The organism is Streptomyces sp. NPDC026062, assembly GCF_055568375.1.
In genome coordinates, this window is the sequence record NZ_JBVHOQ010000035.1 from 59,018 (window position 1) to 84,184 (window position 25,167).

General features: G+C 71.9%; 16 protein-coding genes, 1 tRNA gene and 1 riboswitch. Of the genes, 8 read left to right on the forward strand and 9 right to left on the reverse strand.

Going from position 1 to position 25,167, the window contains the following annotated elements; all coding sequences use genetic code 11:
* Positions 1 to 35 precede the first annotated feature (35 nt).
* Positions 36 to 1,079, forward strand: coding sequence for a serine hydrolase domain-containing protein (locus ACZ4LX_RS27965; protein WP_467649585.1), 1,044 nt, complete (start codon positions 36 to 38; stop codon positions 1,077 to 1,079).
* 136 nt (positions 1,080 to 1,215) lie between these two features.
* Here the strand turns inward: ACZ4LX_RS27965 and ACZ4LX_RS27970 are convergent, their stop codons facing one another.
* From ACZ4LX_RS27970 to ACZ4LX_RS27980, 3 genes are all read right to left on the reverse strand, one after another.
* Positions 1,216 to 1,647: a hypothetical protein gene (locus ACZ4LX_RS27970; protein WP_467649586.1), complete on the reverse strand. Its 432-nt coding sequence runs from the start codon at positions 1,645 to 1,647 to the stop codon at positions 1,216 to 1,218.
* 5 nt (positions 1,648 to 1,652) lie between these two features.
* Positions 1,653 to 2,195 carry a hypothetical protein gene (locus ACZ4LX_RS27975; protein WP_467649587.1) on the reverse strand — a complete coding sequence of 181 codons (543 nt, stop codon included), beginning with the start codon at positions 2,193 to 2,195 and terminating at the stop codon, positions 1,653 to 1,655.
* A 1,137-nt stretch (positions 2,196 to 3,332) separates the two neighbouring features.
* Positions 3,333 to 4,214 carry an alpha/beta fold hydrolase gene (locus ACZ4LX_RS27980; RefSeq protein ID WP_467649588.1) on the reverse strand — a complete coding sequence of 294 codons (882 nt, stop codon included), beginning with the start codon at positions 4,212 to 4,214 and terminating at the stop codon, positions 3,333 to 3,335.
* Here ACZ4LX_RS27980 and ACZ4LX_RS27985 point away from each other — a divergent pair.
* Positions 4,179 to 5,420, forward strand: coding sequence for a hypothetical protein (locus tag ACZ4LX_RS27985; protein WP_467649589.1), 1,242 nt, complete (start codon positions 4,179 to 4,181; stop codon positions 5,418 to 5,420). The genes ACZ4LX_RS27980 and ACZ4LX_RS27985 overlap by 36 nt on opposite strands.
* A gap of 69 nt (positions 5,421 to 5,489) precedes the next feature.
* Here ACZ4LX_RS27985 and ACZ4LX_RS27990 read toward each other — a convergent pair whose 3' ends face one another.
* Both ACZ4LX_RS27990 and ACZ4LX_RS27995 read right to left on the reverse strand, forming a co-directional pair.
* Entirely contained in the window at positions 5,490 to 5,900 is a 411-nt protein-coding gene (locus tag ACZ4LX_RS27990) for an SHOCT domain-containing protein (protein WP_467649590.1), read from the reverse strand.
* 195 nt (positions 5,901 to 6,095) lie between these two features.
* A complete protein-coding gene (locus tag ACZ4LX_RS27995; RefSeq protein ID WP_467649591.1) occupies positions 6,096 to 6,515 on the reverse strand; it encodes a hypothetical protein in 420 nt (139 codons plus the stop codon).
* 466 nt (positions 6,516 to 6,981) lie between these two features.
* Between ACZ4LX_RS27995 and ACZ4LX_RS28000 the strand changes: the two genes are divergently transcribed.
* From ACZ4LX_RS28000 to ACZ4LX_RS28015, 4 genes are all read left to right on the forward strand, one after another.
* Positions 6,982 to 7,055, forward strand: a tRNA-Met gene (locus ACZ4LX_RS28000).
* 384 nt (positions 7,056 to 7,439) lie between these two features.
* The gene (locus ACZ4LX_RS28005) at positions 7,440 to 8,582 is read left to right on the forward strand and encodes a PP2C family protein-serine/threonine phosphatase (RefSeq protein WP_467649606.1); all 1,143 of its coding nucleotides are present in this window, start codon (positions 7,440 to 7,442) and stop codon (positions 8,580 to 8,582) included.
* Positions 8,583 to 8,797: 215 nt separating this feature from the next.
* Positions 8,798 to 8,951: riboswitch (cyclic di-AMP (ydaO/yuaA leader) on the forward strand.
* Positions 8,952 to 8,962: 11 nt separating this feature from the next.
* Positions 8,963 to 10,132, forward strand: coding sequence for a M23 family metallopeptidase (locus ACZ4LX_RS28010; RefSeq protein ID WP_467649592.1), 1,170 nt, complete (start codon positions 8,963 to 8,965; stop codon positions 10,130 to 10,132).
* Positions 10,133 to 10,398: 266 nt separating this feature from the next.
* The gene (locus ACZ4LX_RS28015; protein ID WP_467649593.1) at positions 10,399 to 11,343 is read left to right on the forward strand and encodes an aldo/keto reductase; all 945 of its coding nucleotides are present in this window, start codon (positions 10,399 to 10,401) and stop codon (positions 11,341 to 11,343) included.
* 47 nt (positions 11,344 to 11,390) lie between these two features.
* On the opposite strand, the gene ACZ4LX_RS28020 is transcribed toward ACZ4LX_RS28015, so the two are convergent.
* The 4 genes from ACZ4LX_RS28020 to ACZ4LX_RS28035 form a co-directional block, all read right to left on the reverse strand.
* Positions 11,391 to 13,061 (reverse strand): PrsW family intramembrane metalloprotease, encoded by a 1,671-nt coding sequence (locus tag ACZ4LX_RS28020; protein WP_467649594.1) that lies wholly within the window; start codon positions 13,059 to 13,061, stop codon positions 11,391 to 11,393.
* Positions 13,062 to 13,426: 365 nt separating this feature from the next.
* Positions 13,427 to 14,386, reverse strand: coding sequence for a tRNA (guanosine(46)-N7)-methyltransferase TrmB (trmB, locus tag ACZ4LX_RS28025; RefSeq protein ID WP_467649595.1), 960 nt, complete (start codon positions 14,384 to 14,386; stop codon positions 13,427 to 13,429).
* Positions 14,379 to 15,635, reverse strand: a complete 1,257-nt coding sequence (lhgO, locus tag ACZ4LX_RS28030; RefSeq protein WP_467649596.1) for an L-2-hydroxyglutarate oxidase — start codon at positions 15,633 to 15,635, stop codon at positions 14,379 to 14,381. The genes trmB and lhgO overlap by 8 nt, the downstream gene beginning before the upstream one ends.
* A gap of 247 nt (positions 15,636 to 15,882) precedes the next feature.
* Positions 15,883 to 17,616, reverse strand: a complete 1,734-nt coding sequence (locus ACZ4LX_RS28035) for a sporulation protein (RefSeq protein WP_467649597.1) — start codon at positions 17,614 to 17,616, stop codon at positions 15,883 to 15,885.
* 1,521 nt (positions 17,617 to 19,137) lie between these two features.
* Between ACZ4LX_RS28035 and ACZ4LX_RS28040 the strand changes: the two genes are divergently transcribed.
* Complete coding sequence (locus tag ACZ4LX_RS28040; protein ID WP_467649598.1) at positions 19,138 to 21,255, forward strand: asparagine synthase-related protein; 2,118 nt, start codon at positions 19,138 to 19,140, stop codon at positions 21,253 to 21,255.
* 256 nt (positions 21,256 to 21,511) lie between these two features.
* On the forward strand, positions 21,512 to 25,078 hold the full coding sequence (locus ACZ4LX_RS28045) for an AfsR/SARP family transcriptional regulator (protein ID WP_467649599.1): 3,567 nt from the start codon (positions 21,512 to 21,514) through the stop codon (positions 25,076 to 25,078).
* Positions 25,079 to 25,167 lie beyond the last annotated feature (89 nt).

Genomic DNA, 25,167 nt, shown 5'->3' on the forward strand with positions numbered 1-25,167 from the left:
GACCCGGCGGGATGCACACGGCGAACAGGGAGACCATGACGTACCGCACCGACAGCATCGAACACCTCCTGAGCGAAGGCGTCCGCGACAAGGTCTACCCAGGCGCCGTATGGGCCGTCGGTGACGCTGCCGGCATCCACGCCTCCGGCTCCACCGGAGTGCTCGACCCCGACGCCCCCGGTACGCCGATGCGGGCGGACACTATTTTCGATGCCGCCAGCCTGACGAAAGTCCTCGCGGTGTGGGCCTCGATCGGCGCCCTCTGGGAGGAAGGCAAACTCGATCTCGACATCCCGCTCGGCACCTTCTGGTCCGAAGTCGACGGCCACCCGCTCGGGGTCGTAACCGCCCGACAGCTGCTGACCCATACCGCTGGTCTCCCCCTACGAGCCCAACTCAAGAACCTCTACGGCACGGACCCACAAGACGTTCGGGACGGAGTCCTCCACGAAGCTCTGCACCGTCCACCCGGCGAGGCCGTCGAGTACACCGATCGAGCCGCCCTCATCCTCGGATACCTCGCCGAGCATCTTGCCGGCCAGCGCCTCGACGAGCTCGCGACTCAGCGGACGTGGCAGCCACTGGGCATGCATACGACCGGCTTCGGGCCGCTGCCCGCCGAGACCGCCTCACGATGCGCCCCGACCGAACTCGACCCGGAGACCGACACCCACCTCAAGGGCACCGCCCACGACTTCTCCGCACGGCTCCTGGGCGGGGTGTGCGGGATTGCCGGCGCTTTCACCGTCCTGGACGACATCTGCGCCTTCCTGCGCTACATGCTCAACCCCAGCAACACGCCCAGCCGGGCAGGGTTCGGCCCCGCCTGGGCCGCAGAATCGCTGACCATCCAGACCGGCGAGCTGCAGCCGGTACGCGGTCTGTTCTGGCACCCCGCGCCCGGAACTACCCCCACCGACGATGTCTGGGTCCACTACGGCTTCACCGGCACTGGCATGTGGATCTCGCCAGGCCAGCGCCGGTGGGCGTTGCTCCTGACCAACAAGCTCTACTACACCCGCGACCGTCAACCCTTGGCGGACGTCCGCAACGCCTTCTGTGGGCTTGCCTTCGGCTGAGATGGCGGCTGCGTACCGAGACTGTGCGGGCTCATGCCGCGCGGCGCGCCTTGACGGCGGCTTTCGCCGGGTGGGAGGTAGGGCAGCCGCCGAGATCGGCAGCCCTGCATGGTTGCGACCGGACGGGCCCCGCCCGTCAAAGTACCCAGGCAGGTCGCCACTCGATGGCGTCTTGGACACGCCTCAGCGCCTTGGCCGGGAGGGGGTCTCCCCGCACGAAGAGAATCCAGCGCCAAGGGCCATCGGCCCATTGTTGGGCGTGCACGATCAGTTCCGGGTCGTCCTCTGGATGCCAAGCAGCGCCGGGCCAGCCGTAGTCGAACGGTGGCTCTTCACGAGGTTGTCGCACAAGGACCGCCTCCGGATCTACGCGATCATGCTCTGGCAGCAAGTCCACAGCCACCATGCCCGTGTCGGGGTCACCATCCCTGTGACTGACCTCCTGGAGAGGCCACGGCCACCATCCTGGAGTCGGCAGCAAGGGCTCTTCTTCGGCGTAGCGTTCATTCCACCGCCGAAACCTCTCGCCTGCCAACCGGTCGGGATCATCGGCGTCGAATTCGGGCACGTCATCTAGCCCTTCGCGGTGGTCTTGCAGAGGCTCGTGGTCTTGGCTTTTACACAAACATCCCAACCGCGGAATTTCTGCCCGAGCTGACCGTCATCGCCGCGAGAGCGGGAGCCGTCTGCGAACTTGACATCGATCATGAACATCGGAAACTTCTTGACATTCGGGGTTCTGCCGAAGTTCTTATCGACGACCAGCCCGTTTTTCCCGCCGCCGCCGGCGGATCGATCGGCACCGTCATCGCGCCAGCTCGAACAAGTACGGTCCCTCTCTTTTGAGAGGTTCACGCCGCACTCGTAGTGGTAGCTGGTCTTGAAGGTGCGTGGGCCCGAATAGGGCTGGGTGTACATCGTCAACTTCCAGCGCTTGGAATTGCGGCCCTGCACATTTTCCCTGAACCGTAATTTCACTTGCTGCTTGGGCTTGCAACCACCCTGGCCGCAGCTCGCATCGATCGCGTAGATGTCTGCCGACTGGTAGATGTATTTGCCGTCGCCCCGCAGTCCTCCGCGGCGTAGCTTGTAGCCGAGCGGTGTAGAAGTCCGCAACTGCGTCGACGAGCTGGCAGAGGTGGAACGAAGCTATTTTTGTACATGCGCCGGAAGTTCCGATGTGGGTACCTCCCTATCTACGGGAAGAGAAGAATCAGAAAAATATGAGACTTTATGCGCTGCCGGTGCACGATCGGCGTCAGCCAAGGCCGGTGTCATCGAAGCGACAGCCAGGACACTTGAAATGCCGAAAATCAGGTTTGCTCGCTTGGTAGGCAAAGCAAGCCTCCAGGGATAGGTGAGCCGCGAAGCGTGGATCATGTTTACCCTGGTCGGCAGGTGATTCGGTAGGCGCGCTATGAGGATCACTCGATCGGGCGTCGCCCACCGCCGCTACCCCCGCACAGCAGGCGGCCCAAAACTGAGGCCGACGACTTCCGGATCCTGATCAGGAGCCCTGCTGGCCGATCCGGGCGGAACGGGAGGGGCTCATCCACTCGGCTGGTGGGGCTCGCCGTCCTGCCACCAATGCAGTGAGTCCGGGATGTCAGGCCCCGCTCCGGGGTCGGTTCACGAAGTGGGCCGGGGCTGGACGCCAGTGCCGCAGGCACGATCAGACACTCAGTCCTTGAGCCCCGATGCGTGAGCGATGCGTGAGCGGACGTGTTGGCACGACGCGCTCAGATCTTGGACCGGACGGCAAGGACGGGTCTCTGACCAGGAATTTCTGGATCCCCGGAGTGCCCAACGGACGTCCCGGCATGAATGTGCCGGGACTCTTAATCCGTTGGTTGTGGGTTCGAGTCCCACACGGCCTACGCGACGCAGGGCGGGGAAACCCCTTTTGACCTGCCACTTGGCGCCTCGATCGGCTTTGACCGGTCGGGGCGCTTCGTCGTGAGCGGCCCGCTGTGGTGAGGGGACAGGGTGACGGCAGGCGGCCCTACTCCGGTCCAGCGGTGCGGGGTTCCGGCTGCGCGTCGGACGGCCCCTTCCAGCGAAGAAGCCTGTGCTGGGCGGATCCTCGGCCGAGATCACCCGCGCCTGCCAAGGGCTTTGCGTGCCGTGCCCGTTGGTGGCCGGGCACGCCTCTGCCCGAGCAGTGACGGCGTACCTGGTCCCGAGTGCCTTCTCCTTCCGTTCAGCGGCCGGGCCCTGCCGCTGAACGGAGGACGCGGTGGCGGCAGGGTTCTCTCAGCGGCCGGCGAGTGCCCGGATCTCCTTGGCGATCAGGGCGGGGTCCTCCTCGGCCATGAAGTGGCCGCAGGACACCGTGCGGTGCTCCAGGTGGTCGGTCCACGCGCTCCACAGGCCCTGGGCGTGGTAGCCGAGCGCGCTGCCCCAGTCCTGCTGGAGGACGGTCACCGGCATGGCCAGCCGGTTGCCCGCGTCGCGGTCGGCGGTGTCGTGGTCCACGTCCACGCCGGCCGAGGCCCGGTAGTCGGCGACGATGGAGGGCACGGCCGCCGCGGATGCGGCGAGGTAGCGGGCGCGGACGTCGGCGGGGATCGCGTCCGGGTCCTGCGTCCAGGCGTCGAGGAAGTAGGAGAAGAAGGTGTCGGCGGACGCCTGGATCATCTCCTCCGGCAGACCGGGGGCCTGTGCCATCAGGTACAGGTGGAAGCCGACCGAGGCCGAGACTCCGTGCAGGGCGTCCCACATGTCGAGAGTCGGCAGTACGTCGAGGAAGAGGGCGCCCGAGACGGTGTCCGGGTGGTCCATCGCGGCGCGGAAGGCGACGAGGGCGCCGCGGTCGTGACCGGCCAGCACGAACCGGTCGTGTCCCAGCTCGGCGGCGAGGCGGACAACGTCCCGGGCCATGGTCCGCTTGGAGTAGACCTCCGGGCCGGTTTCGGCGGGCTTGTCGCTCGCGCCGTAGCCGCGCAGGTCGGGACAGATGACGGTGTGGTCCGCCGCGAGGTCGGCGGCGACGTGCCGCCACATCAGGTGGGTCTGCGGAAAGCCGTGCAGCAGGACGACCGGGGTGCCCGTGCCGCCGACGGCGGCGTTGAGGGTGACGCCGTCGTCGACGCGGACGCGGTGTTCGGTGAAACCGGGGATGCGCGGGGTTGTCACGGTGACTCCGCCACCGCCGGTCTGCTGCGCGACCTCGCGGTGACCGGCCCCGACGGCCTGGAGGAGGCACGGCGGCACCGCCTCGACCTGGTCGAGGCGGCCGAGACGACCGGTGACACCGAGCTGGCCGCCAGGATCATCGGCTCCTACGACGTCCCGGCGGTGTGGACGCGCGCCGACGACCCCGACGGCGCCGGTGAACTGTCCAGGGCCGCCGCCCGGCTCGGCCCCGACGGGCCGCCCGCGCTGCGAGCCAGGCTGCTGTCCGTCGTGGCGGTCGAGTCGCGGGGCGATGCCGCCGCCGACGCACCGCTGCCCCGGGCGGCCGGTCCCCGCACCACCGAGCCGTGGCGGCAGCGCGCCGAGCGCTCCGCCGAGGAGGCCGTACGGCTCGCCCGGCGGCTGGGCGACCCCGCACTTCTGACGTTCGCCCTCAACGGCGCCTTCATGCAGTCGTTCGCCGACTGCGGTTCGGCTGCCCGCCGGGACGCAATCGGCACCGAACTGACCCGGCTGGCCGTCGACCACCAGCTGCCCGGGCACGAGGTCCTGGGGCGCATCGTCCGCCTCCAGGCGCTCGCCGGCCTGAGCGACCTGGCGGAGGCGGACGCCGAGGCCGAGCGGATCGATCGGCTCGCGCAGCGGAACGAACGCCCGCTCGCCGGGGTCTTCACCGCCTGGTACCGGGCCCTGCGGATCTGCGAGACCGATGGCTGGGCGGCCGCCCGCCCCCAGTACGCACACGTCCTGGCGGAGTCCGCCGACTGCGGCATGCCCGGACTCACCGGCGGCGCAGCCGCTCTGGTGGCACTGGCCCCGGTCATGCGGGGCGACATCCCCCTCGACCCCGAGGACTTCGCACGCCTCGACGCCGGTCCCTACCGGCCGTGGCTCTCGCCCCTGCTGCTGGCCGCCTCGGGCGCCGCCGAACAGGCCCGCCAGGCGCTGACGACGGTTCCCCGGCCCCCGCACGCCCTCCTCCAGGAGGCGCTGTGGTGCGTACTCGCCCGTGCCGCCGCATCCGTGGGTCACCTGCCCGTCCTGCGCCGTGCCCGCGAGGAACTCGCCGCCGCCGGTGCGGAGTCCGCCGGAGCGGGCAGCGGCCTGGTCTCCTTCGGCCGGGTCAGCCACCACCTGGAGGCGGCCGAAGTGGCGCTCGCCGCGCTCGCCCCTTCGCCCACGGGGCCGGACGACGACGGAAGCTGAGGGATGTTCACGGGTGACTCCGGTGCCGACCGCGGAGCGGCCTGCACCGGCGCCGTGAGACCCGAGGGGTCAGACGAGGAGCTTCGTCTTGGCCCGCTGGTACTCCTCTTCCGTGATGGCGCCCTTGTCCTTGAGGTCCGCGAGCTTCGACAGATCCTCGACGTGGCTGCTCTTCTGCGCACCGTGCGCGTCGGACGTGCCCGCCGCGTCTCTCACGTACGCCTTGAAGGCGGCGTCGCGTTCCTTCGCTTCCTTCATGTCGCGTGTCCCCATCGATCTGCCGCGCGCGATGACGTAGATCAGCACGCCCAGATACGGCAGCACCAGGGCCAGGATCAGCCAGCCCGCCTTCGCCCAGCCGCCCAGGTCGTCACTACGGAAAATGTCCATGATGACCCGGAACAGGAGGAACAACCACATGATCCAGAGGAAGAACCAGAGCATGGTCCAGAACAGGTTGAGCAAGGGGTAGTCATCCATCGTTCCACTCCAGGCGCCGTGTTGAATGGCTGAATCTGAAATCAGTCATATCACCGCATTTGTGCACTCGCCCGTTGGGGTTTCCCCTGTTCCGCCGGTCGGGCGAGGGGGAACGGGCGGGCGCGACGCGGCGTGACGCGGAGTGGTGTGGAGTGCTGCGGGGCGCTGTGTGACGCGCTGCGATATGTGCGGTGACTACTTCTCCGATACGGCGGGAGCGGGGGTTCCGGCCGTGGCCGCCGGGGCGGTGGAGTCCTCCGCGGGTTCGGTCGCTGCCGGGTCGCTGGACTGCTCTACGGGGCCGGCCTGCTGCGGCAGCGGGGGCGCGGACTGGGTCTCCGCCGCACGGGCGGCCGCGGAGGTCTTGCGGCTGTGCGCCAGGATCCCTATGAAACCGGCGATGAACCCGCTGATCAGACCCGATATCGCGTGGTTCGTCGCGTTGGCCGATTCGCTGTCCGGCAGGCCGACGGCGGCGTAGTTCACCACCGCGCTCATCACCGCACCCATCAGGCCCCCGATGACACCGCTGATGACGGCACCACGCACGGGCGAGGGCGGGGCGGCTGTGACGGCCGGGGCTGGGGCGGGAGCGGGGGTGAGCGGTGCGGTCATCGTCGAGGGCCCTCCAGACAGGCTGCGATGAGAGACCGGGAGCGGCTTGACGGGCGCGGTGACATGCGCGTTCCGGGCCTGCTCGCACGGGCAGCCCACCGGTCCGGGGGGTGCAGCAGTTACCTTGCGGCAGAACACGTGTTCCTTGCAACACCTTCTCGTTTTCGACACTTTGACGGCACAGCGGACATCGACGTGAAGATCGTCGGCGAGGATGGTGATATGCCGGGTTGTCAGAGAAGCTGCCGGGGTGGTCCGTTCTGGTCCGGCGACGTCGATCTGCCGTTCGTGCACCGGGGTTGGGAGCTCGGGAGCTCCACTTGAGGCAGAGGGCTTCCCGGGGTGCCGTGCGGAAACCGGCCGGTCACCGCGTCTGCGGCAGGCCGGCCCGGGCGGCGCCCGCGGGGGGTGCGGGCGTCGGGTGGTCATGAGTTCCTCGAACATGCCGTAGAGTTGTGTTCACCGACGCGGGGTGGAGCAGCTCGGTAGCTCGCTGGGCTCATAACCCAGAGGTCGCAGGTTCAAATCCTGTCCCCGCTACTGAAGGATCAGGCCCGGCACGCATACAGCGTGCCGGGCCTGATGCGTTTCAACGCCTCCCCGGCGCCGTTGCCGCTGCCGTTGCCCCCGGACGCCGGACGCCGGACGCCGGACGCCGGACGCCGAACCCCCGGACGCCGGACCGCCGGGCCCGCTCACTGCGGGCCGTACGTCCGCCCACGTACCCCCATTGGCCGACGAGGAGTCGCCCCGGGCCCCTGCTCCGGGAAGCCTGGGGGTGGTGCGCGGTACCTGCCGCGGCCGTGGGCGCACCGGGCAGGAGAGCAGCAGGTGGGGAAGCGGGTGGGGAAGCGGGTGGGGCGGCGGGGGAGGCATGCCGGGGATGTGCGGGCCCGCCGGTTCGTCAGGGCACTGCCCGCGCTGATGATTGTCGGGGGTGTCCTCATCGACGCCCTGAGCCCGCCCGAATTCACCGCCATCCCCCTGTTCGCGGCGGCCCCTCTGATCGCCGCTCCCACCTTCTCGCGCGCCGGTACCGTCCGGGTCGGGATCGCCGCGTTGCTGGCCATCGCCTCGCTGCGGATCTACCACGGCACCCTGATCCACGTCGTCCCCGTCATCGAACTGCTCACTGTCCTCACCGTCTCTGTGCTCGCAGTCGTGATCAACGGTGTCGTGCGGCGCGGCAACGAGCAGCTGGCCTCGGCCCGCGTCATCGCGGAGACCGCCATGCGAGCTGTGCTGCCGAAGCCCCCCGAGCGGATCGGCGGGCTCCAGGTGGCGGCGCGGTACGAGGCGGCGCAGGCGGACGAGTTCGTCGGCGGCGATCTCTTCTCGGTCACGGACAGCCCGCAGGGGGTCCGGCTGGTGGTCGGGGACGTGCGAGGCAAGGGGCTGGATGCCGTGGGGGCGGTGGCGCTGGTCATCGGCGCCTTCCGGGAGGCGGCCGAACAGGAGGAGACGCTGGAGGGTGTGGCGCTGCGGCTGGAGCGCGCGCTGGCGCGCGAGTCGGACCGGCGTGGCGGCCTGGACGCGTTCGAGGGGTTCATCACCGCCGTGCTCGCCGAGGTCCTGCCGGGGGCGGGCCGGGTGCGGATCGTCAACCGCGGGCACCCCGAGCCGCTGCTGCTGCACATGGACGGGGTGCTGGAGGTGCTCGGCCCCTCGGTGCCCGCGCTGCCGCTGGGGATGGATCTGGGGGTGTGGCCGGACCGGGTCGACGTGTGGGACCTGCCCGCGGGGGCGACGCTCCTCCTCTATACGGACGGCCTCTCCGAGGCCCGTAACGCCGAAGGTGTCTTCTACGACCCCGCCGAGCGGCTGCGGGGACGGATCTTCCCCGGGCCCGAGGAGCTGCTTTCCGCGCTGACCGATGACGTGCGGCTGCATACGGGCGGTGAGTCGACGGACGACATGGCGCTGCTCGCCGTCGGCCGGCCGGTCGAGGGGCAGCCCGGCCGGCGCACGACTGTGAAGATCGTCGGTCTGAGAGGTGGCGGGAAGCCGGGCGCGGAGCCCCGGGCCGGGCGCGGTGAAGGCAGTCGGGAGCGATACCACCGTCCGTAGTCGAAAGACACCCCTCCGCATAACATTTGACGCAACGTCAGAAAGCGGATGGTTACCGGAGGCTGATCAACTCGTCCGTTTCCACCCGGTTGTGTCCCGTAAAGTCCAGGCCAAAGACCTGAACGATCAGCGGGAACAGCTTGGAATCGGAGCCCGGTGTCTATTAACGTTCGATAACGCAGCGCGGTTGTCCCAGCCGCCGTCAGTGGCGGCACCGTGTGCGAGCGCCGAATTCCGCAAGGGAACCGGGGAACCACCTACATGGGGTGAATCGGGCATCTCTGTCTTGTGATGAGACGGAGGAACCCGTAGGAGACCTTCCTGCTCCGAACCCGTCAGCTAACCCGGTAGGCGAGAAGGAAGGAAAGGAGTGCGCCCCCGTGGCGTCCAACAAGCCTGCCCCCGAAGCTCCCTCCCGGTTCGTGTCCGAGTACGGCGATGACTTCGCGGCCCGGCCCGGCACGGTTGCCGGTACGGAGTACGGGGCCGCCTACGCCGCCGATTACGGGACCGATCGGGGCAGCGGCTTCGGAAACGACTTCCGCGCCGACGACTCCGGGCCCGACAGGAGCTGGGAGGAATGGAATCCCACCGAGGACTCCGTCCGTCCCGTGCGCGGCAAGCACCGCGTCGCCAAGCAGCGCAATGGTCTGGCCCGTAGCTCCACCGTCCTCGGTGTCGGCGTCATCGCGGCCGTCGGTGCGGGTGGCATGGCCACCGCTCAGAGCAAGCCGCCGGTCTCCATCTCTCTGCCCGATTCCATCTCGGACAATCTCCCCGACGCCAAGTCCCTTCCGGGCGTCGGCGCACTGTTCTCGAGCAAGTCCGAGACTCCCGAGGAGAAGGCCGAGGCCGCGGTCGCCGCTGCTCCGCTGAGCACCGCGGGCATCACCACCGCCGAGGCGGAGCAGGGCACCACCGACGCGGGCGAAGCCCTCCGCGCGCGCATCCTCCAGCAGGCCGAGCAGCAGCAGGACGCCGCCGACGCCGAGGTCAAGGCCGCCGCCGAGAAGGCCGCGGCAGAGAAGGCCGCCGCGGAGGCGAAGAAGCAGCAGGACGCTGCCGAGGCCAAGGTCGCCGCCGAGAAGAAGAAGGCGGCGGAGGAGGCGGCGAAGAAGGCGGAGGCGCTGCGGCTTGCCAAGCTCGCCGCCAGTTACGCCATCCCCACCTCCTCGTACACGATCACCTCGACCTTCGGCGAGGCCGGTTCGATGTGGTCCTCCGGCTACCACACGGGTCTCGACTTCGCGGCGCCGACCGGTACGCCGATCAAGGCCATCCACACCGGCACCGTCAAGTCGGCCGGCTACTCCGGTTCCTACGGCTACCGCACGGTCCTGGAGCTGGAGGACGGCACGGAGCTGTGGTTCTGCCACCAGTCCTCGATCGATGTCAGCATCGGTCAGAAGGTCACGACCGGCGACACCATCGGGCGCGTCGGCGCGACCGGCAACGTGACCGGCCCCCACCTCCACCTGGAGGTCCACACCCCGGACGGCACCGGCATCGACCCGGCTCCCTGGCTGCGGGCCCGGGGTCTGACGATCTGACACCGTTTGCCCACGCCGGTCGTCCGGCCCATCGAAACCCCGGCAGCCCTGACGCTCACCCCCCGACGTCAGGGCTGCCGGTCTGTCCGCACCCGCCCGCCGGGTCCGTTCGGGCGCACGGGCCAGGGGCCGGGGGCCGACACACGGGCGAGGGGGCCGACACAGGGGCGAGGGGGCAGACGCAGGAGCCACGGTCTGATGTGCGGGCCGTGGCCAGATGTACAGGCCACGGAATAGTGAAGCCCGTGGATGCGGTTGTTCCCCCCATGACTTCTCTCCGCAAGCTCGGCTCCTCCGGCCTTCAGGTCTTCCCGCTCGCACTCGGGGGCAACGTCTTCGGCTGGACCGCCGACGAGGCTCAGTCCTTCGCTGTTCTCGACGCGTACGCGGCGGCCGGCGGCAACTTCGTCGACACGGCCGACTCCTACTCGGCCTGGGTCCCCGGCAACGAGGGCGGTGAGTCGGAGGCCCTCATCGGCAAGTGGCTCGCCGCGCGCGGCAATCGCTCCGACATCGTCGTGGCCACCAAGGTCGGCGCCCACCCCGCGTACAAGGGGCTCTCCGCCACCACCATCAAGGCCGCCGCCGAGGAGTCGCTGCGTCGGCTCGGCACCGACCACATCGACCTCTACTACACGCACTTCGACGACGAGACGGTCCCCGTCGAGGAGATCATCACCGCCCTCGACCAGCTGGTGAAGGAGGGCAAGGTCCGCGAGATCGCCGCTTCCAACATCAGTCCCCAGCGGCTCCGCGCCTCGCTGGACTTCTCCGAGCGCGAGGGACTCGCCCGTTACGTGGCTCTCCAGCCCCACTACAACCTGGTCTCCCGGGACACGTACGAGGGCGAGCTCCAGGACACCGCCGCCGACGCCGGGCTCGCCGCCGTCCCGTACTTCGCCCTCGCCTCCGGGTTCCTCACCGGCAAGTACCGCACGGGGACGGCCGTGGAGAGCGCCCGCGCCGGGAGCGCCGGCACGCACCTGGAGTCGGAGCGCGGACAGAAGGTGCTTGCCGCGCTCGACAAGGTGGCGCAGGAGCGGGACGCGGAGATCGCGACCGTGGCGCTGGCGTGGCTGGCCGCCCGGCCGACCGTCGCCGCGCCGATCGCCTCGGCCCGTACGGTCGAGCAGCTTCCCGCGCTGGTGGCCGTCGCCGGACTGCGGCTGACGGACCAGGAGCTGGCAGGCCTCACCGAAGCCTCTGCCTGAGACCGGCCGGGCGGTCTGCCCTCAACCTGTGGCGGGGCCGGCCGGTCTCAACCCTGTGGTCCGTGCCACGGCCGGTCGTACCCAGGGTTGGTGTGCGGCGGGTTCGTGTACGCAGGCGAGCTGTACGGCTGCCCGGCGTACGGGGGTGTGGAGTACGGCTGCCCGGCGTACGGGTGCGGGGTGTGGCCGCCGTGGGGTGGGTACGGCCCGTATCCCGGACCCTGGACCGGCCCTGGGTACGGCTGGTGCGCTGCGGGCACGAACCGGGGGCGCAGACGGCCCGTCGCCTGCGCCGCGTGCACGAGCGCGGGGCCCGCGGTCTCTCTGCGCTGCCACAGGTGGTGCAGCAACTCCCGCTCGCGTTCGGCGAAGTCCGGGCCCACCGCGCCCCGGCGGGCCTGTCGGCGCAGAAAGGCGAGCGAGGTCGCGAACGACTCGTACTCGGCCACCGTGCGGGCAGCCGCCCTGCCCCGGGCCTTGACCTCTTTCCGCTCTCCGGCAGTCGGTATGTGGGCGTGCGCGGGGTGAGGGGCGTGCGCGGGGTGGTGGGCGGCGTGCGCGGGAACGTGTGCCGGGTGATGGGTGTGGCCGTGAGGTCTGCCGGAAGGAACACCGGCCGCTGCCGCTGCCGCCGCCGCGCGCCTGCGAGCGATGTCCCTGGCCATGCCGCGGGCCCGCATCGAGGAGAGGGCGAGAGGTTCGGCGGGGGACAGCCAGCCGGTCGAGGCGTACGCCGCAAGCTCGGTGCCGAGGGTACGGAGCTCGCGCAGGCGGGCCCAGATCGCCAGCCAGGTCACCAGCCCGAAGACCGGGACCATGAAGACCCCGTACACGGCGTAGAAGCCGTACGGGCCGAACGTGGACGACCCGTTCCACAGGGCGTGCATGCCCATCGCGAGGAGCAGGCCCAGCAGCGGGAGAGCGAAGCGCCGGACTCGCTGATGGCGCGCGCTGCTCGCGGCGATCCCGAAACCGACGCCGGTCAGCACGGTGAAGAGCGGGTGGGCGAACGGCGTCATCACCACCCGGACGAAGAAGGTGGCCGCGGTCACCGAGGCGAAGCCCGAGCCCGTCATCTGGTCCTCACCGAAGGCATTGCCCAGGTAGAGGATGTTCTCGGTGAAGGCGAAACCCGTCGCGGTGAAGCCCGCGACGACCACCCCGTCTACGATCCCGCCGAAGTCCCGTCGCCGGAAGAGATAGAGCAGCAGGACGGCCGCCGCCTTGGCGCTCTCCTCCACGACGGGCGCTATGACCGTGGCGCCCAGTGTGTCCGCGCTGCCCGGGTCGGCCGTGGCGGTGGCGATCCACTGCGTAGCGAAGGAGTTCGCGATGATCGCGACCAGGGCTGCCGCGCAGGCACCCCAGGCGAAGGCGAACACCATGTTGCGCCACGGCCCCGGTTCGACCCGGTCCAGCCAGCGGAACGCCGTCATCAGCACCGGGACGGGCAACACGGCCAGGCCCAGACCGACGAGGAACCCCTGAGTCCCCGTCTGATCACGGACCAGGGCGAGGATCACCAGGCCGCAGAGCGCCAGCACGGTGAAGACGGCGACGACGCGGAGCGTCCTGCTCCGCCACAGCATGCCGACGCGACGCGGGCGGTAGCGCCACTGGCCCCGGTCCGGCGCGGCACCCAGGATCTCGCCGACCAGGTGCTCCTCAAGCACTGGAACGGCCGGCTGTGACTGTCGCTGAACAGACCCGTCGGACACCCCACGACCCTAACGAGCCGGACTGACAACGGCCACGGTGCGTGAACGGCTCCCGGACCGAGGGCAGGTCGGCCGCAGACCGTACGCCCCGGCTCACCCGGCCCGGTTCCCCGGTCCGCCTCACCCGGCCCGGTTCCCCGGTCCGGCTCACCCGGCCCGGTTCCCCGGTCCGGCTCACCCGGCCCGGTTCCCCGGCTCACCGGGTGCGCTCCGGTCGGCCCGTGCACCCCGTTCAGCCGTTCAGGCCGTCCGTTGGCCGTCCGGCGTGAGTCCGGTGGCCGGGCGGTGGCCGGGCGGTCCGGTGTCAGAGTCCGGTGGCCGCTCGCCGACGGCCCGGCGTCGTCCGGTGGCCGTCCCGCCGCCGCTCAGCGGCGGGCGAACATCAGGTCGTGCACCACGTGGCCCTTGTCCAGGCCCTGGCCCTCGAACCGGGTCAGCGGCCGGAACGCGGGCCGCGGCGCGTAGCCGCCGTCCGCCGCCGTGTTCTCGAAGCGGGGGTGCGCGGTCAGCACCTCCAGCATCTGCTCCGCGTACGGCTCCCAGTCGGTCGCGCAGTGCAGGACCGCTCCGGGCTTCAGCCGCTGCGCCGCCAGGTCGAGGAACTCCGGCTGGATCAGCCGCCGCTTGTGATGGCGCGACTTGGGCCACGGGTCGGGGAAATACACCCGCAGTCCGTCCAGGGCGTCGGGCTCCAGCATCTCGCGCAGCAGGATGATCGCGTCACCGTTGGCGACCCGGATGTTGGAGACGCCGTTCCGGTCCGCGAGACCGAGCAGGTTGCCCTGGCCCGGAGTGTGCACGTCGACCGCGAGAATGCCGGTGCCCGGGTCGTCGGCGGCCATCTGCGCGGTGGCCTCGCCCATGCCGAAGCCGATCTCCAGGACCACCGGGAGTCCGTCGAAGAGCTCGCGCAGATCCAGGACGCGCAGCCCGTCGATGTCCAGCCCCCACTTCGGCCACAGCCGCTCCAGGGCGTCCTGCTGGCCGGGCGTGACCCGGCTGCGGCGTGGCTGGAAACTGCGGATCCGGCGCTCGTGGTGCGAACCGGCCGGATCGGCCGCGGGGCCGCCGGGGAAGCGGGGCTCCTGGCGGAGCCTGCGCGCGCGATCCAGGGCGGCGGCGCGCAGATCGTCCGGGATTCCGGCCGTCGCCGACGTCGCGCCGTCCGTGCCGACGGGCACCGTGCCGTCTGACCCGGTGGCGGGCGCGCCGTCCGGCCCGTCGGCGGGCGGATCGGTGGGCAGCGCACCGGAGGGGAACGCGCTGTCCGTCTCGGCAGCGGCGTCGCCGGGCGTCGCGGGGGAGGGGTTCAAGGGCTCAGACACAATGCCCTGATTCTACGGCGGGCGGCTTCCACCCCGTCCCCTGTGCCCGGAGCAGCGCCCTGCGTGCCACCTCCCGCCCGATGGGCAGCGCGGCCGTGGCGGCGGGTGACGGGGCGTTCAGCACGTGCACGGTGTGCGGGGCCTCGCGGATCAGGAAGTCGTCCACCAGCGTGCCGTCCCGAAGCACCGCCTGGGCCCGGACCCCGGCAGGCGCGGGGCGGAGATCGTCCTCCGTCACCTCGGGCAGGAGCCGTCGCACGGCGGCCGTGAACGCGTGTTTCGAGAGCGAACGGTGGACCTCGCCCGCCCCGTAACGCCAGTGTCTGCGGGCGATCCGCCAGGAGCCCGGCCAGCTCAGCGTGGAGAGCAGTTCGCGGGGACGCACCACCGGCCAGCCGTATCCCTCGCGGGCCAGCGCCGGCACCGCGTTCGGCCCGACGTGGACGGTGCCGTCGTGGCCGCGGGTCAGATGGACGCCGAGGAAGGGGAACGCCGGATCGGGCACCGGGTAGACCAGGCCGCGCACCAGCTCGGGCCGGGCCAGCTCGTAGTACTCACCGCGGAAGGGCACGATGCGCATCCCCGGATCGTCGCCCGCCAGCCGGGCCACCCGGTCGCAGTACAGTCCCGCGCAGTTGACCAGCACCCGTGCCCGCACCACCAGGCCGTCCGCCGTCCGCACCGCGACGCCCCACGGCCGCCGGTCGATCGCGGTGACCTCCGCGCCGAACCGGATCAGGCCGCCGCCGTCCCGTACCTCGGCGGCGAACCGGTCCGCCACCGCGCCGAAGTCGCACACGCCCGTCGTGCCCACCCGGATCGCGGCGAGGCCCCGCACCCGTGGCTCGTACTCGGCGATCTGCGCGGGTCCCAGCTCGCGCACCGGCAGTCCGTGCTTCCGGCCGCGCTGTACCAGGGCGTGCAGCCGGGGCAGCTCGGAACGGCCCGTGGCGACGATCAGCTTGCCGGTCACCGCGTGCGCGATGCCGTGCTCGCGGCAGAAGTCGGTCATCTCCGCGCTGCCGCGCACCGCGTACCGCGCCTTCAGGGAGCCAGGGGGGTAGTAGATCCCGCTGTGGATCACCCCGCTGTTGCGCCCGGTCTGGTGGCGCGCGGGGCCCCACTCCTTCTCCAGCACCGTCACCCGTGTGCCCGGTGCGGTCCGCGTGATCGCATACGCGGCCGACAGGCCGACGATCCCGCCGCCGATCACCAGCACATCGCAGTCGTACGCCGCGTGCGTCATCATCACGCCACCTCCCACCCCGATAGTGCACTGACCCACTGACAACGCACTCAAACCCGTACGGGCACAGCGTGGCGCATCTCGTGCCTGCCGGGCCCCGGAAACCGCCCCCGGAAACCGCCCCCGAAAGCCGGCCTGGGAAGGCGGCCCACCCATCCGGCCCCGGAACCGGCCCGGGGAACCGCCCCGCCCATCCGGCCCGGGGAACCGCCCCGGACGGGGCCGGATGCCGGGCCGGGCGCGGACGCGGTTACGCGGGCGCGACCAGCAGCGGGCGGGCGCGCTCCCGCAGCTCGACGACGCGCGGCTCGTCGCCGTAGGGCTCCAGCCTGTGCAGCAGGTCGCGCACGTACTCGGTTGTCCGGGCCGACGAGATGCGGCCCGCCACCTCCACGGCCCGGGTGCCCGCCGCGCAGGCCGCGTCCAGGTTGCCCGACTCCAGCTCGGCGACGGCCGAGACGACGAGCCGCAGACCGTGCGAGCGGACGAACTCCTCGGTGGGTCTGGACAGCGCCTGTTCGGTGAAGCGCCGCACCTGCCGCGGCGCCTTCAGGTCGAGGTGGCACTCCGCGGCGTCGGCCGCGAACCGGTCGTACGAGTAGAAGCCCAGCCACGAAGGGTCCGAGTCGCCGTCCCTGGAGCGCTCCAGCCAGCTCTCGGCGGCCTTCAGCGCGGCACCGGCGGCCGGCGCGTCGTTCGCCTTCGCGTGGGCCCGCGCTTCCACCAGGCGGAAGAAGCTCATGGTGCGCGCCGTCGCGAGGCCGCGGTTGCGCTCGACCGCCGCCTGCGCGAGGTCGACACCCTCGTCGGCGAAGCCGCGATAGGTCGCCTGGAGCGACATGGACGCGAGGACATAGCCGCCGAGCGGAACATCGGCCGCGGCCCGCGCCAGGCGCAGCGCCTGGATGTAGTAGCGCTGGGCGGCCTCCTGCTGCCCCGTGTCGAACGCCATCCACCCGGCGAGCCTGGTCAGTTCGGCCGCCGCGCCGAAGAGCGCCCGGCCGACCTCGTCACTGTAGGAACCCAGCAGCAGCGGTGCCGCGTCGACCCGTAAACACTCCGGGACCATGGACGAACGCCAGTCCCCGCCGCCGTACTTGGAGTCCCAGCGGCGGGCGTCCTGGGCGGCCTCACGCAGTTTGGACACGTCGCTGTGGCCGACCCGCAGCGACGAGACGTCGTGCGCGGAATCCGGGCCGGGCTGGACGGGGATCGACACGCTGTGTCCGGGAGACAGCTGTGTTCCGTGGCCGGTCAGCGCGGAGGGGACGGGCGTGGTGGACGTGTGGCGTCCGTGGGCCGTTGCCGTCGGCTGCCCCGACGCGTCCCGCGCAGGTACGGAGCCGGATCCGCCCGACGCCGGTGCGGAGCCGGACCCGCCGGGCTGCCCATGGGTGCCGGACGTCAGCGAGGCTCCTGGCGGGTTCAACGCCCTCTGCGCCCCTGATGCACCTCGTGCGCCCTGTGCGCCGGGTGTACCCAGGATGGCCGCCACCGCCGCCGCCGAGGGGCGTGCCACTGACGGGTCGGCGGGGGATATCAGCCAGCGGGACGCCGGGGTGGCGTACGCACTCACAGAGAACGAACCCGCCAGCGACTGCCAGATCCCCCCGCTGCCCGCCCGGCGCCCGGCCAGATCCAGCCGGTACAGCTCCGTCGCCGAACGGACCGCTTCACCCACATCGCGCGGGAACGCCAGCCCGACCTCCGGCGCCGGGTCGGCGTCGGCCAGCCCGATCTCGTGCAACGGGACCGGCCGGCCGAGTTTGGCGCCGATCGCCGCGGCGATGAGATGGGGTGCGGCCCCCTGGGGCACCATGCCCTTGGAGACCCACCTGGCCACCGAGGTCTTGTCATACCGAAGTGTCAGTCCGCGCTGCGCCCCGAGGTCGTTGACCCGCCGGGCGAGCCCGGCGTTGCTGATTCCCGCGAGGGCGAGAACGGTTCCGAGCTTCTCGTTCGGTCCGCGTTGCTCTCTGGACATGCGCCACCCCTCGACACACAGACGGCAGCCGCGTCACCGATGTGGTGCGCGGCATTCGTACCGGGTTCTCCCCAGGGACGAAACCTGGCACTCCGGCCGCACACGCATTTGGCCGAGCCCCGAGGAATATGCCGCCCTGCTGAGAACATCAGTAAACCCAGCGTAGTTCGCCGCATCCCTACCGTTAAGGGCCGGACGTCCGTATGGCGGGATTGTTGTCCGTCCCGGCCTGCTCATGGCGAACAACGGGGAGCCGGACGGTCCGAGGGGCGGAAGGGGCGGGACGGACGAACGGGAGGGGGGCGTCCCGCGCAGGAAAGGCGGAGGAAGAGCGAAGGAAAGACGGAGAAACCGCGGACGGGTGGCGGGGAAGGACGCGGAGGGAGCGCGGGGAGAGCGAGGGAGGGGCGGAGAAGTGTGGGGGAAACGCGGGGGAAGGGTGTGGGGACGGCGGGGGAGTGGTGGCGGAACGACGGGGGGCCGGGCAGGCCCTGCGGGGCCTGCCCGTGCCGCTGTACCCCCGTGCGGAGACCGCCGAGGCGGCACCCGGGAGGGCGGCGGGCGGTGGTCGGCGACGTGGTGCGGAAGGGGTGGGCGGAGGCGGCGGATGCGGTGCCGGGGGTGCGGGCGGCGATGCGGTCCACCCCGCCCACCACCCCGTCCACCAGGCCGAACCCGCGCGTCGGGGCGGCGTCCGGTGCCCTGCTCGTACGGCCCCGCCGGCCCTCGCCGTAGCCTCTGCTCGGGGTGTCCGCGCGTGCTCCTCGTGTGTGGCCGTGCGCCCGCCCGTGCGCTCTGGCCCGGCCTCGGTGAGAGCGCTTGCATGGTTGCTGCGTGGGTCGGCCCGCCGCACTGGAATCGGCGGGCTGGGGGAGCACCGTCGCCTCATTCCCCGCAGGCGGCGGACCGGTCCGGGGGGTGACCACACCTCCCGGACCGTGTGTCGAGCCGGTGCGGTGCGGATCACCGGTGAGTTCCGCCGGTGTGGGGTGGAGGGTGCGACGGGATTCCTTCCGGGATTTCGCCGGGGCGGGCAGCGAACCCGGGCGAGTCGCACCGCGTCCCACGCGCGGCCGGGAGCAAAAGGGTACGAACGATGGCGTATGTTTCCGCCGCGCGCCGGTTGAGTGGTTCCCCTGTTTCCCGAGATTGGCCTGATGTCGCCGGTCGGTCGAGGTTGAGCCGACGGGTTCGCGGACATCTCGACCACCGCCTGACCGAGGCATCGGCCGTGGCCGGATCCCGGCCGTTACGCCGCGAGGCGTACGGGGAACGCAACATGCGGAATCCGTAACTCCGTTGCGGCCGGGGCCGACGCGCGCGGGCCGTTCGCCGAACGCCGCGGCCGACGGCCGTTCTCCGGCCTTTGCCAGGGGCGCATGCGCTCACGACGTGCGCCGTCCGTAGCCCCTCCTGTGCGCCGTTGTCGTGGCAGCATGTCCGCAACGGCGCCGTGCGTTACCGGAGTTCTCCCGTTACTGCCCTGCTGCGCCATTTTGTCCACAGCCTGTGGAGGCGGCGATGCGTTGGTTGGTGGGCTGGAGCAGCATCGCCGCGAGCTTCGGCACGGCCGGAGCGGTCGGCGGCAGTGACGAGGGGCGCACCATGCACCCCGTGGGTTCCCAACTCCTGTGGGGAGACCCGGACCCGCTGTGGGCGGTGGGCGACTGGCGGCCCGACGAGATCCGCACCGTCCGGGTGGACACCGCCGAGGGCACCCCCACCGCACGGCTCGCCGTACTCGGCTGCTGCGGCGCCACGGACGAACAACTGCGCGTCGGCCTGCTCGCCGCACGCGGCGGGGCCCTGCGCCACCTCACGGCATGGACCGGCAGTTACACGGCCGTCGTCCAGATAGGCCGCCGGATCACCGTCGCCGGAGACCTCGCCGGAGCCCGCCCGGTCTTCTACACGCCCTGGGCCGGCGGCACGGCCTACGCCACCGCCGCGCTCCCTCTCGCCGACCTCATCGAGGCCCAGCTCGACATCGGTCACCTCGCCGCCCTGCTCGCCTGCCCCGAAACCCCGGAGGCGCTGCGCGACGGCACTCCGTACGAAGGGGTGAAGCGCATCCCGCCCGGGCACGCGCTGATCCTCCGCGAGGGGTCACGGGAGATCACGGGGTACGAGGCGGTGGCCTCCCTCGCCGTGGCCGCGCCCGAACTCGACCCGGTGAGCGCCGTCGAAGGGGTGCGCGACGCCCTCGTCGATGCGGTACGGGCCCGGCTCCTGGCCCCGCGCCATGCACCGGAGACCCTCCCCCCCGATCCCGGCCCCGTCCCCGGCATGGGCCCTGCCGAACGCCGCGCCGCCCGGGGCGCACCCGTCCCCGGAATCGGCTCCGACCTCTCCGGGGGCAGTGCGTCGGCGACCCTCGCCCTGCTCGCTGCCGGGCTTCCCGGCCTTCCCGGCACGATCCTCGGCCACGGCACGGGCGCGGGGGAGCGGCTGCTCGCCGTCACCTTCAACGACCTGACGACCCGCGCCCATGAGGACGAGCTCGAACGCGCCCGCGTCATCGCCGCCAACCCGCGGCTCCATCATGTCGTCGTCGCGGCGGGCGAAGAGGCCCTGCCGTACGCCGGCATGGGCCTGGAGAGCGGCCCGCTGACCGACGAACCGGCTCCCTCCCTCGTCCTCGTCGAACGCAACCGCCGCCGCCTCTCCGCAGGCAGCGCCGACCATTTCGTGGGCGACGGCGCCCGGCAGGTACTCGACGCGCATCCGGCCCGCCTCGCCGATCTGCTGATCGACCGCAGACGCCGCCATCTGCTGCGCCCGGTCGCCGCACTCGCCAAGGCCGAAGGCCCGTCCGCACACTCCCTGTTCGTGCCGCTGACCGTCTACCGGGCCGCCCGCCGACTGGCCCGTACGTCCTACCGCACCGGTCTCGAAGCGGCGGCCGACCGGCTGTCCGACGCCAACCGCCTCACCCCCGGCATCGACACCCCGGCCGACGCCTCGCTCGCCGCGCTGGCCTGGTCCCGCCCGGGCCCCGCGGCCCGGTGGCTCACCGGAGAGGCACTGGCTGAAGTATCGGTCCGTCTTCAGGAGGCGGCGATCCGGCCCACCGCCGTCCAGCGCCCCGGCGAGGCGCGGGCCCGCGCCGCCCTCGCCCGGCACGCCGCCGGCCACCGCGTCCTGGAACAGGCCGCCGAGGTCCGCAGCCAGCGGCTGCACGCTCCCTTCCTGGACAACCAGGTCGTACGCGCCGCCCGTGCGCTCCCTGAATCGCTCCGCGTCCAGCCGGGCGCCCGCGCGGCGATCCTGCGCAGGGTTCTTGCGGGTGCGGGCATCCATGAGCTGCCACCGGGCTGGGGCACCCCGTCCCAGGCCACCTCGACCGCCGTCACCCGGACCGGCCTGCGCGCCTCGCTCCCCGAACTGATCGCCCTCTTCGACGCCCCGCTGCTCGCCGACGCGGGTCTGGTCGAGGCCCGCGTCGTACGCAAGGCCCTGCGCGCCGCCTCCGAGGGGGAACCCCTGCCCCTGGACGGCCTGGCCGACCTCGCGGCCACGGAACTGTGGCTGCGCCGCCTCGTGTCGCGGCGCGGTACCTGCTGGACGGGTACGGCGGCGCCCCGGCAGCGCGCGGTCGCCGGAGGGGTGGCCCCGGCCCGGCGGTCGCTGCAGGCATAGCGCGGGGAGCGGCCCGCGCCCCGCGGCCTTCAGCCCTCGACCCCGCAGTCCGCAGTCCGCAGTCCGCAGTGTGCGTTCCGTAGCCCTTGGCCCGCGGCCCGTGACCCGGAGTCGCGTCCCGCCGTCCCGGAGCCGTTTCCCGTCGCGCATGCGGTGGCGCGGCCTGCGATGCCCCGGAGCCGTTTCGCGGCCTGCATGCGATGGCCCGGCCTGGTGCACCTGCCCCGTTGTCCGAGCGACGGGACACAATGGCGGAGTGCGGTATCTGATCCTGGGCGTCACGGAGGCGCGAGACGAGAGGGGCGTCGTGCTGCCTCTCGGCGGTACGCGACTGCGTGCTCTGCTCGCGGCCCTGGCCCTGCGGCCGGGCCGTGCCGTACCCGTCTCCGAGCTCGTCGCGGACGTCTGGGCGGACGAGCCCCCGGCGGACGCCACCGCCGCGCTCCAGGCCCTGGTCGGGCGGCTGCGCCGGGTGCTGGGCAGGGAGGCACTGGCCAGCGACCCCGGCGGCTACCGGCTCGTCGTCGGGCCGGACGAGGTCGACCTGTATGTCTTCGAGCGACTGGCCCGGCAGGGCGGCGCCGAACTGGAGGCCGACGCCCCGGCCGCCGCCGCGCACAGCCTGCGTACCGCACTCGCCCTCTGGCGCGGTCCCGCCCTGGCCGACCTGCCCGACGGGGACCACGGCCACGCCCTGCGCCCCGAAGCCCAACGGCTGGCCGCGCTGGAACGCCGTATCGAGGCCGATCTGCGGTGCGCGGCGGCCGAGGGGGACCCACCGGCCGGCCTGCACTCTGCGAGGACTCCGCCGACAGCCGAGCAGACCACGCCGGGCACCGAGCAGACCACGCCGGGCACCGAGGAGACCACGCCGGGCACCGAGGCGCCCCCACCCGGCACCGAGCAGACCACGCCCGGCACCGAAGAGACCGTGCCCAACGGCGAAGCGTCCCCCGCGGCCCCCTCCCGCGCAGCCCAGCCCCCCGCAGCCCAGTCCCCCGCAGCCCCGGCCCTCACCTCCCAGGCCTCTGCCGCCGCTGCCTCCCCCTCCCCCGCAGCCCTCGTAGCCGAGCTGACGGAACTGACCGCCGCCCACCCGTACGACGAACGCTTCCGGGCCCAGCTCATCCGAGCCCTGCGGGCCGATGGACGGCAGGCCGACGCCCTCGCGGCGTACGAGGTCGCCCGCCGCGCGCTCGCCGACGGCCTCGGCACCGACCCCGGGCCCGAACTGACCGCCCTCCACAAAGAGCTTCTCTTCGCCGCTCCCGCCCCGCCCGAACCGGCCCCCGCCCGTGGCAACCTCCGGCCCAGACTCACCTCGTTCGTGGGACGCGAGCCCGAACTCGGCGCCATCCGCGAGGACCTGACCCGGGCCCGCCTGGTCACCCTCACCGGCCCCGGCGGTTCGGGCAAGACCCGTCTCGCTGAGGAGTCCGCAGCCCGCGAGAACCGCACGTCCACCGCTCCACGCGATGTCTGGCTCGTCGAACTCGCCCCGGTGGAGGCCCCCGAAGCCGTCCCCGGAGCCGTACTCTCCGCGCTGGGGCTGCGCGAGACGTCACTGCTGCGGGACAGCGCCCACGAGGGGCCGCCGCCGCGCACCGAACCGGTCGATGTGCTCGTCGACCATCTTGCGCACAGAACCCGGGCCCGGTCCGTTCTCCTCATCCTCGACAACTGCGAGCACGTGATCGACGCGGCCGCCGCACTGGCCGAAACGCTGCTGACCCGCTGTCCGGAGCTGCGCATCCTCGCCACCAGCCGTGAACCGCTCGGCGTCCCCGGCGAGTCCGTACGGCCCGTCGGCCCGCTCCCCGCCGACCCGGCCCTGCGCCTCTTCACCGAGCGCGCGCGGGCCGTACGCCCCGGATTCGACCCCGGACACGAGCCGGCGCACGATCCCGAGGCCGTCGCCGAGATATGCCGCCGCCTGGACGGTCTGCCACTCGCGATCGAACTCGCCGCCGCCCGACTCCGGTTGCTGGGGCCGCGCCAGATAGCGGACCGGCTGGACGACCGGTTCCGCTTGCTGACGGGCGGCAGCCGGACCGCGCTGCCCCGCCAGCAGACCCTGCGGGCAGTCGTCGACTGGTCCTGGGACCTTCTCGACGAGGACGAACGCACCGCCCTGCGCCAGGTCTCCGTCTTCGCGGGCGGCTGGGACCTGGCCGCCGCGGAAGCCGTTGTCAGCACGCCGCCGGGCCCGGGGAGGAGAACCGCCGCGGACACGGCGGACCTGATCGGCGCCCTGGTCGACAAGTCCCTCGTCGTCGCCTCCCCGGCACCGGGCGGCGCGATGCGCTACCGGCTCCTGGAGACCATTCACGAGTACGCCTCGGAACGCTCCGCCGAGACCCCGGAGATACGGGAGGCCGCAGGCCACGCGCACACCGCTTACTTCACCGCGCTCGTCGAGGAGGCCGAACCGCTTCTGCGCTCCGGCGAGCAACTTCCCTGGATCCAGCGACTGGAGACGGACCTCGACAACATCCGTGCCGCCCTCCAGCGGGCCACGGCCGCCGGTCTCCCGTGCGAGGCGGATGCGGCACGACTGGTGCTCGGCATGGCCTGGTTCTGGTGGCTGCGCAACTACCGTCCCGAAGCCCTCGCCTGGACCGAGCGCATCCTGGCCCTCGGCCCGGAGCCCGCTGACGACACGGATCCCCGGTACTGGCCGTGGATGAATCTGCAGATGCTGCGGTTCTTCTTCGCGATGGACAGCCGGCCGGAGGACCAGGACCGGAGCGACCCCGGGGACCAGGAGCTGATGGGCCGCCTGGCCGTGGCGTTCGCCGCACCCGGCCCGCAGGGCGGGCGGTTCCCCGGGCTGCTCTGGCCCATGACCTCGTTCCTCAGCTGGACCACGGTCGACGTACGGCGGAGGATCGACATGGCCGTCGGCAACGCCCGTACGCACGGCGGGGACTGGGAGTACGGCGTCACCCTGATGTTCCGCACGCACATGGCCGTCGACATGCCCGGCGGCATGCCCGGCGTCGACGAGGACCTGAGCGAACTGCGCGTGCTGAGCCGCCGTATCGGCGACCGCTGGATGCGCGCCCAGGTGGCGAGCGCCGCGGCAGAGGCGGGCATGATGCGCGGACGGTACGAGGAGTCGCGTGCGGACTACGAGGAAGCGCTGCTACTCACCCGCGAGGTCGGAGCCCACGCCGAGTGCCCGTTCCTGCTGGCCCGCCTCGCTGAACTCTCCTACCGGACCGGCGATCTGACCGCCGCAGAGGAGGGCCTGGACCGGTCGGAGGCCGAGGCGGAGCGCCAGCGTACGAATGACGCCACTTCGTACGTGCACTACCTGCGGGCCCGCATGGCACTCGACCGGGGCGATGCGGTGGCGGCCCGGCGGTGGCTCACCTTCGCCCAGGAGGAGAACGTGCGCGGTGGCGCGGCGTCGCACTTCACCGTCGTCCAGGACGGTCTCTCGGCCCGGATCGCGATGTACGAACCGGAGCCCGGGGGCGGCCCCGCCGCCGGGTTGCGCGGTCTGGCGGCGGCCCTGGTCAAGGCGGAGGAAGGGCAGTGCGCCGAGATCGTCACGGGGTATCTGGCGGACGGCGCGGCGATCGCGCTGCCGAAGGTGGGCCGCCCCGCCGAGGCCGCACGCGTGCTGGCCGCCGCCGACAACTGGCGCCTGTACGGCCACCGACCGGCGGCGGAACAGGCCGAGGTGGACGCCGCCGAGCAGCGAGCCCGCGAGGAGCTGGGGACGCTGCGGTACGAGGAGGAGCGCGCCGCAGGCCATGAGCTGACTCTCGACGATGTCATCGTCCTGATGCGGGGCGTCGTCGCAGATCTTCCGTGAGCGCGGAGATCACGGAGATCACGGAAACCTTTGAGCCCGGAGGCCCGAGGCGTGGAGGCCCGGGGCGCAGAGGCCTGAGGCGCGGAGGC

Excerpts from the sequence above, each read along its gene's own strand:
- ACZ4LX_RS27965 (WP_467649585.1), top strand. The coding sequence starts at position 36 with ATGACGTACCGCACCGACAGCATCGAACACCTCCTGAGCGAAGGCGTC.
- ACZ4LX_RS27990 (WP_467649590.1), bottom strand. The coding sequence starts at position 5,900 with ATGGATGACTACCCCTTGCTCAACCTGTTCTGGACCATGCTCTGGTTC.
- ACZ4LX_RS27995 (WP_467649591.1), bottom strand. The coding sequence starts at position 6,515 with ATGACCGCACCGCTCACCCCCGCTCCCGCCCCAGCCCCGGCCGTCACA.
- ACZ4LX_RS28005 (WP_467649606.1), top strand. The coding sequence starts at position 7,440 with ATGATTGTCGGGGGTGTCCTCATCGACGCCCTGAGCCCGCCCGAATTC.
- ACZ4LX_RS28015 (WP_467649593.1), top strand. The coding sequence starts at position 10,399 with ATGACTTCTCTCCGCAAGCTCGGCTCCTCCGGCCTTCAGGTCTTCCCG.
- lhgO (WP_467649596.1), bottom strand. The coding sequence starts at position 15,635 with ATGATGACGCACGCGGCGTACGACTGCGATGTGCTGGTGATCGGCGGC.
- ACZ4LX_RS28035 (WP_467649597.1), bottom strand. The coding sequence starts at position 17,616 with ATGTCCAGAGAGCAACGCGGACCGAACGAGAAGCTCGGAACCGTTCTC.
- ACZ4LX_RS28040 (WP_467649598.1), top strand. The coding sequence starts at position 19,138 with ATGCGTTGGTTGGTGGGCTGGAGCAGCATCGCCGCGAGCTTCGGCACG.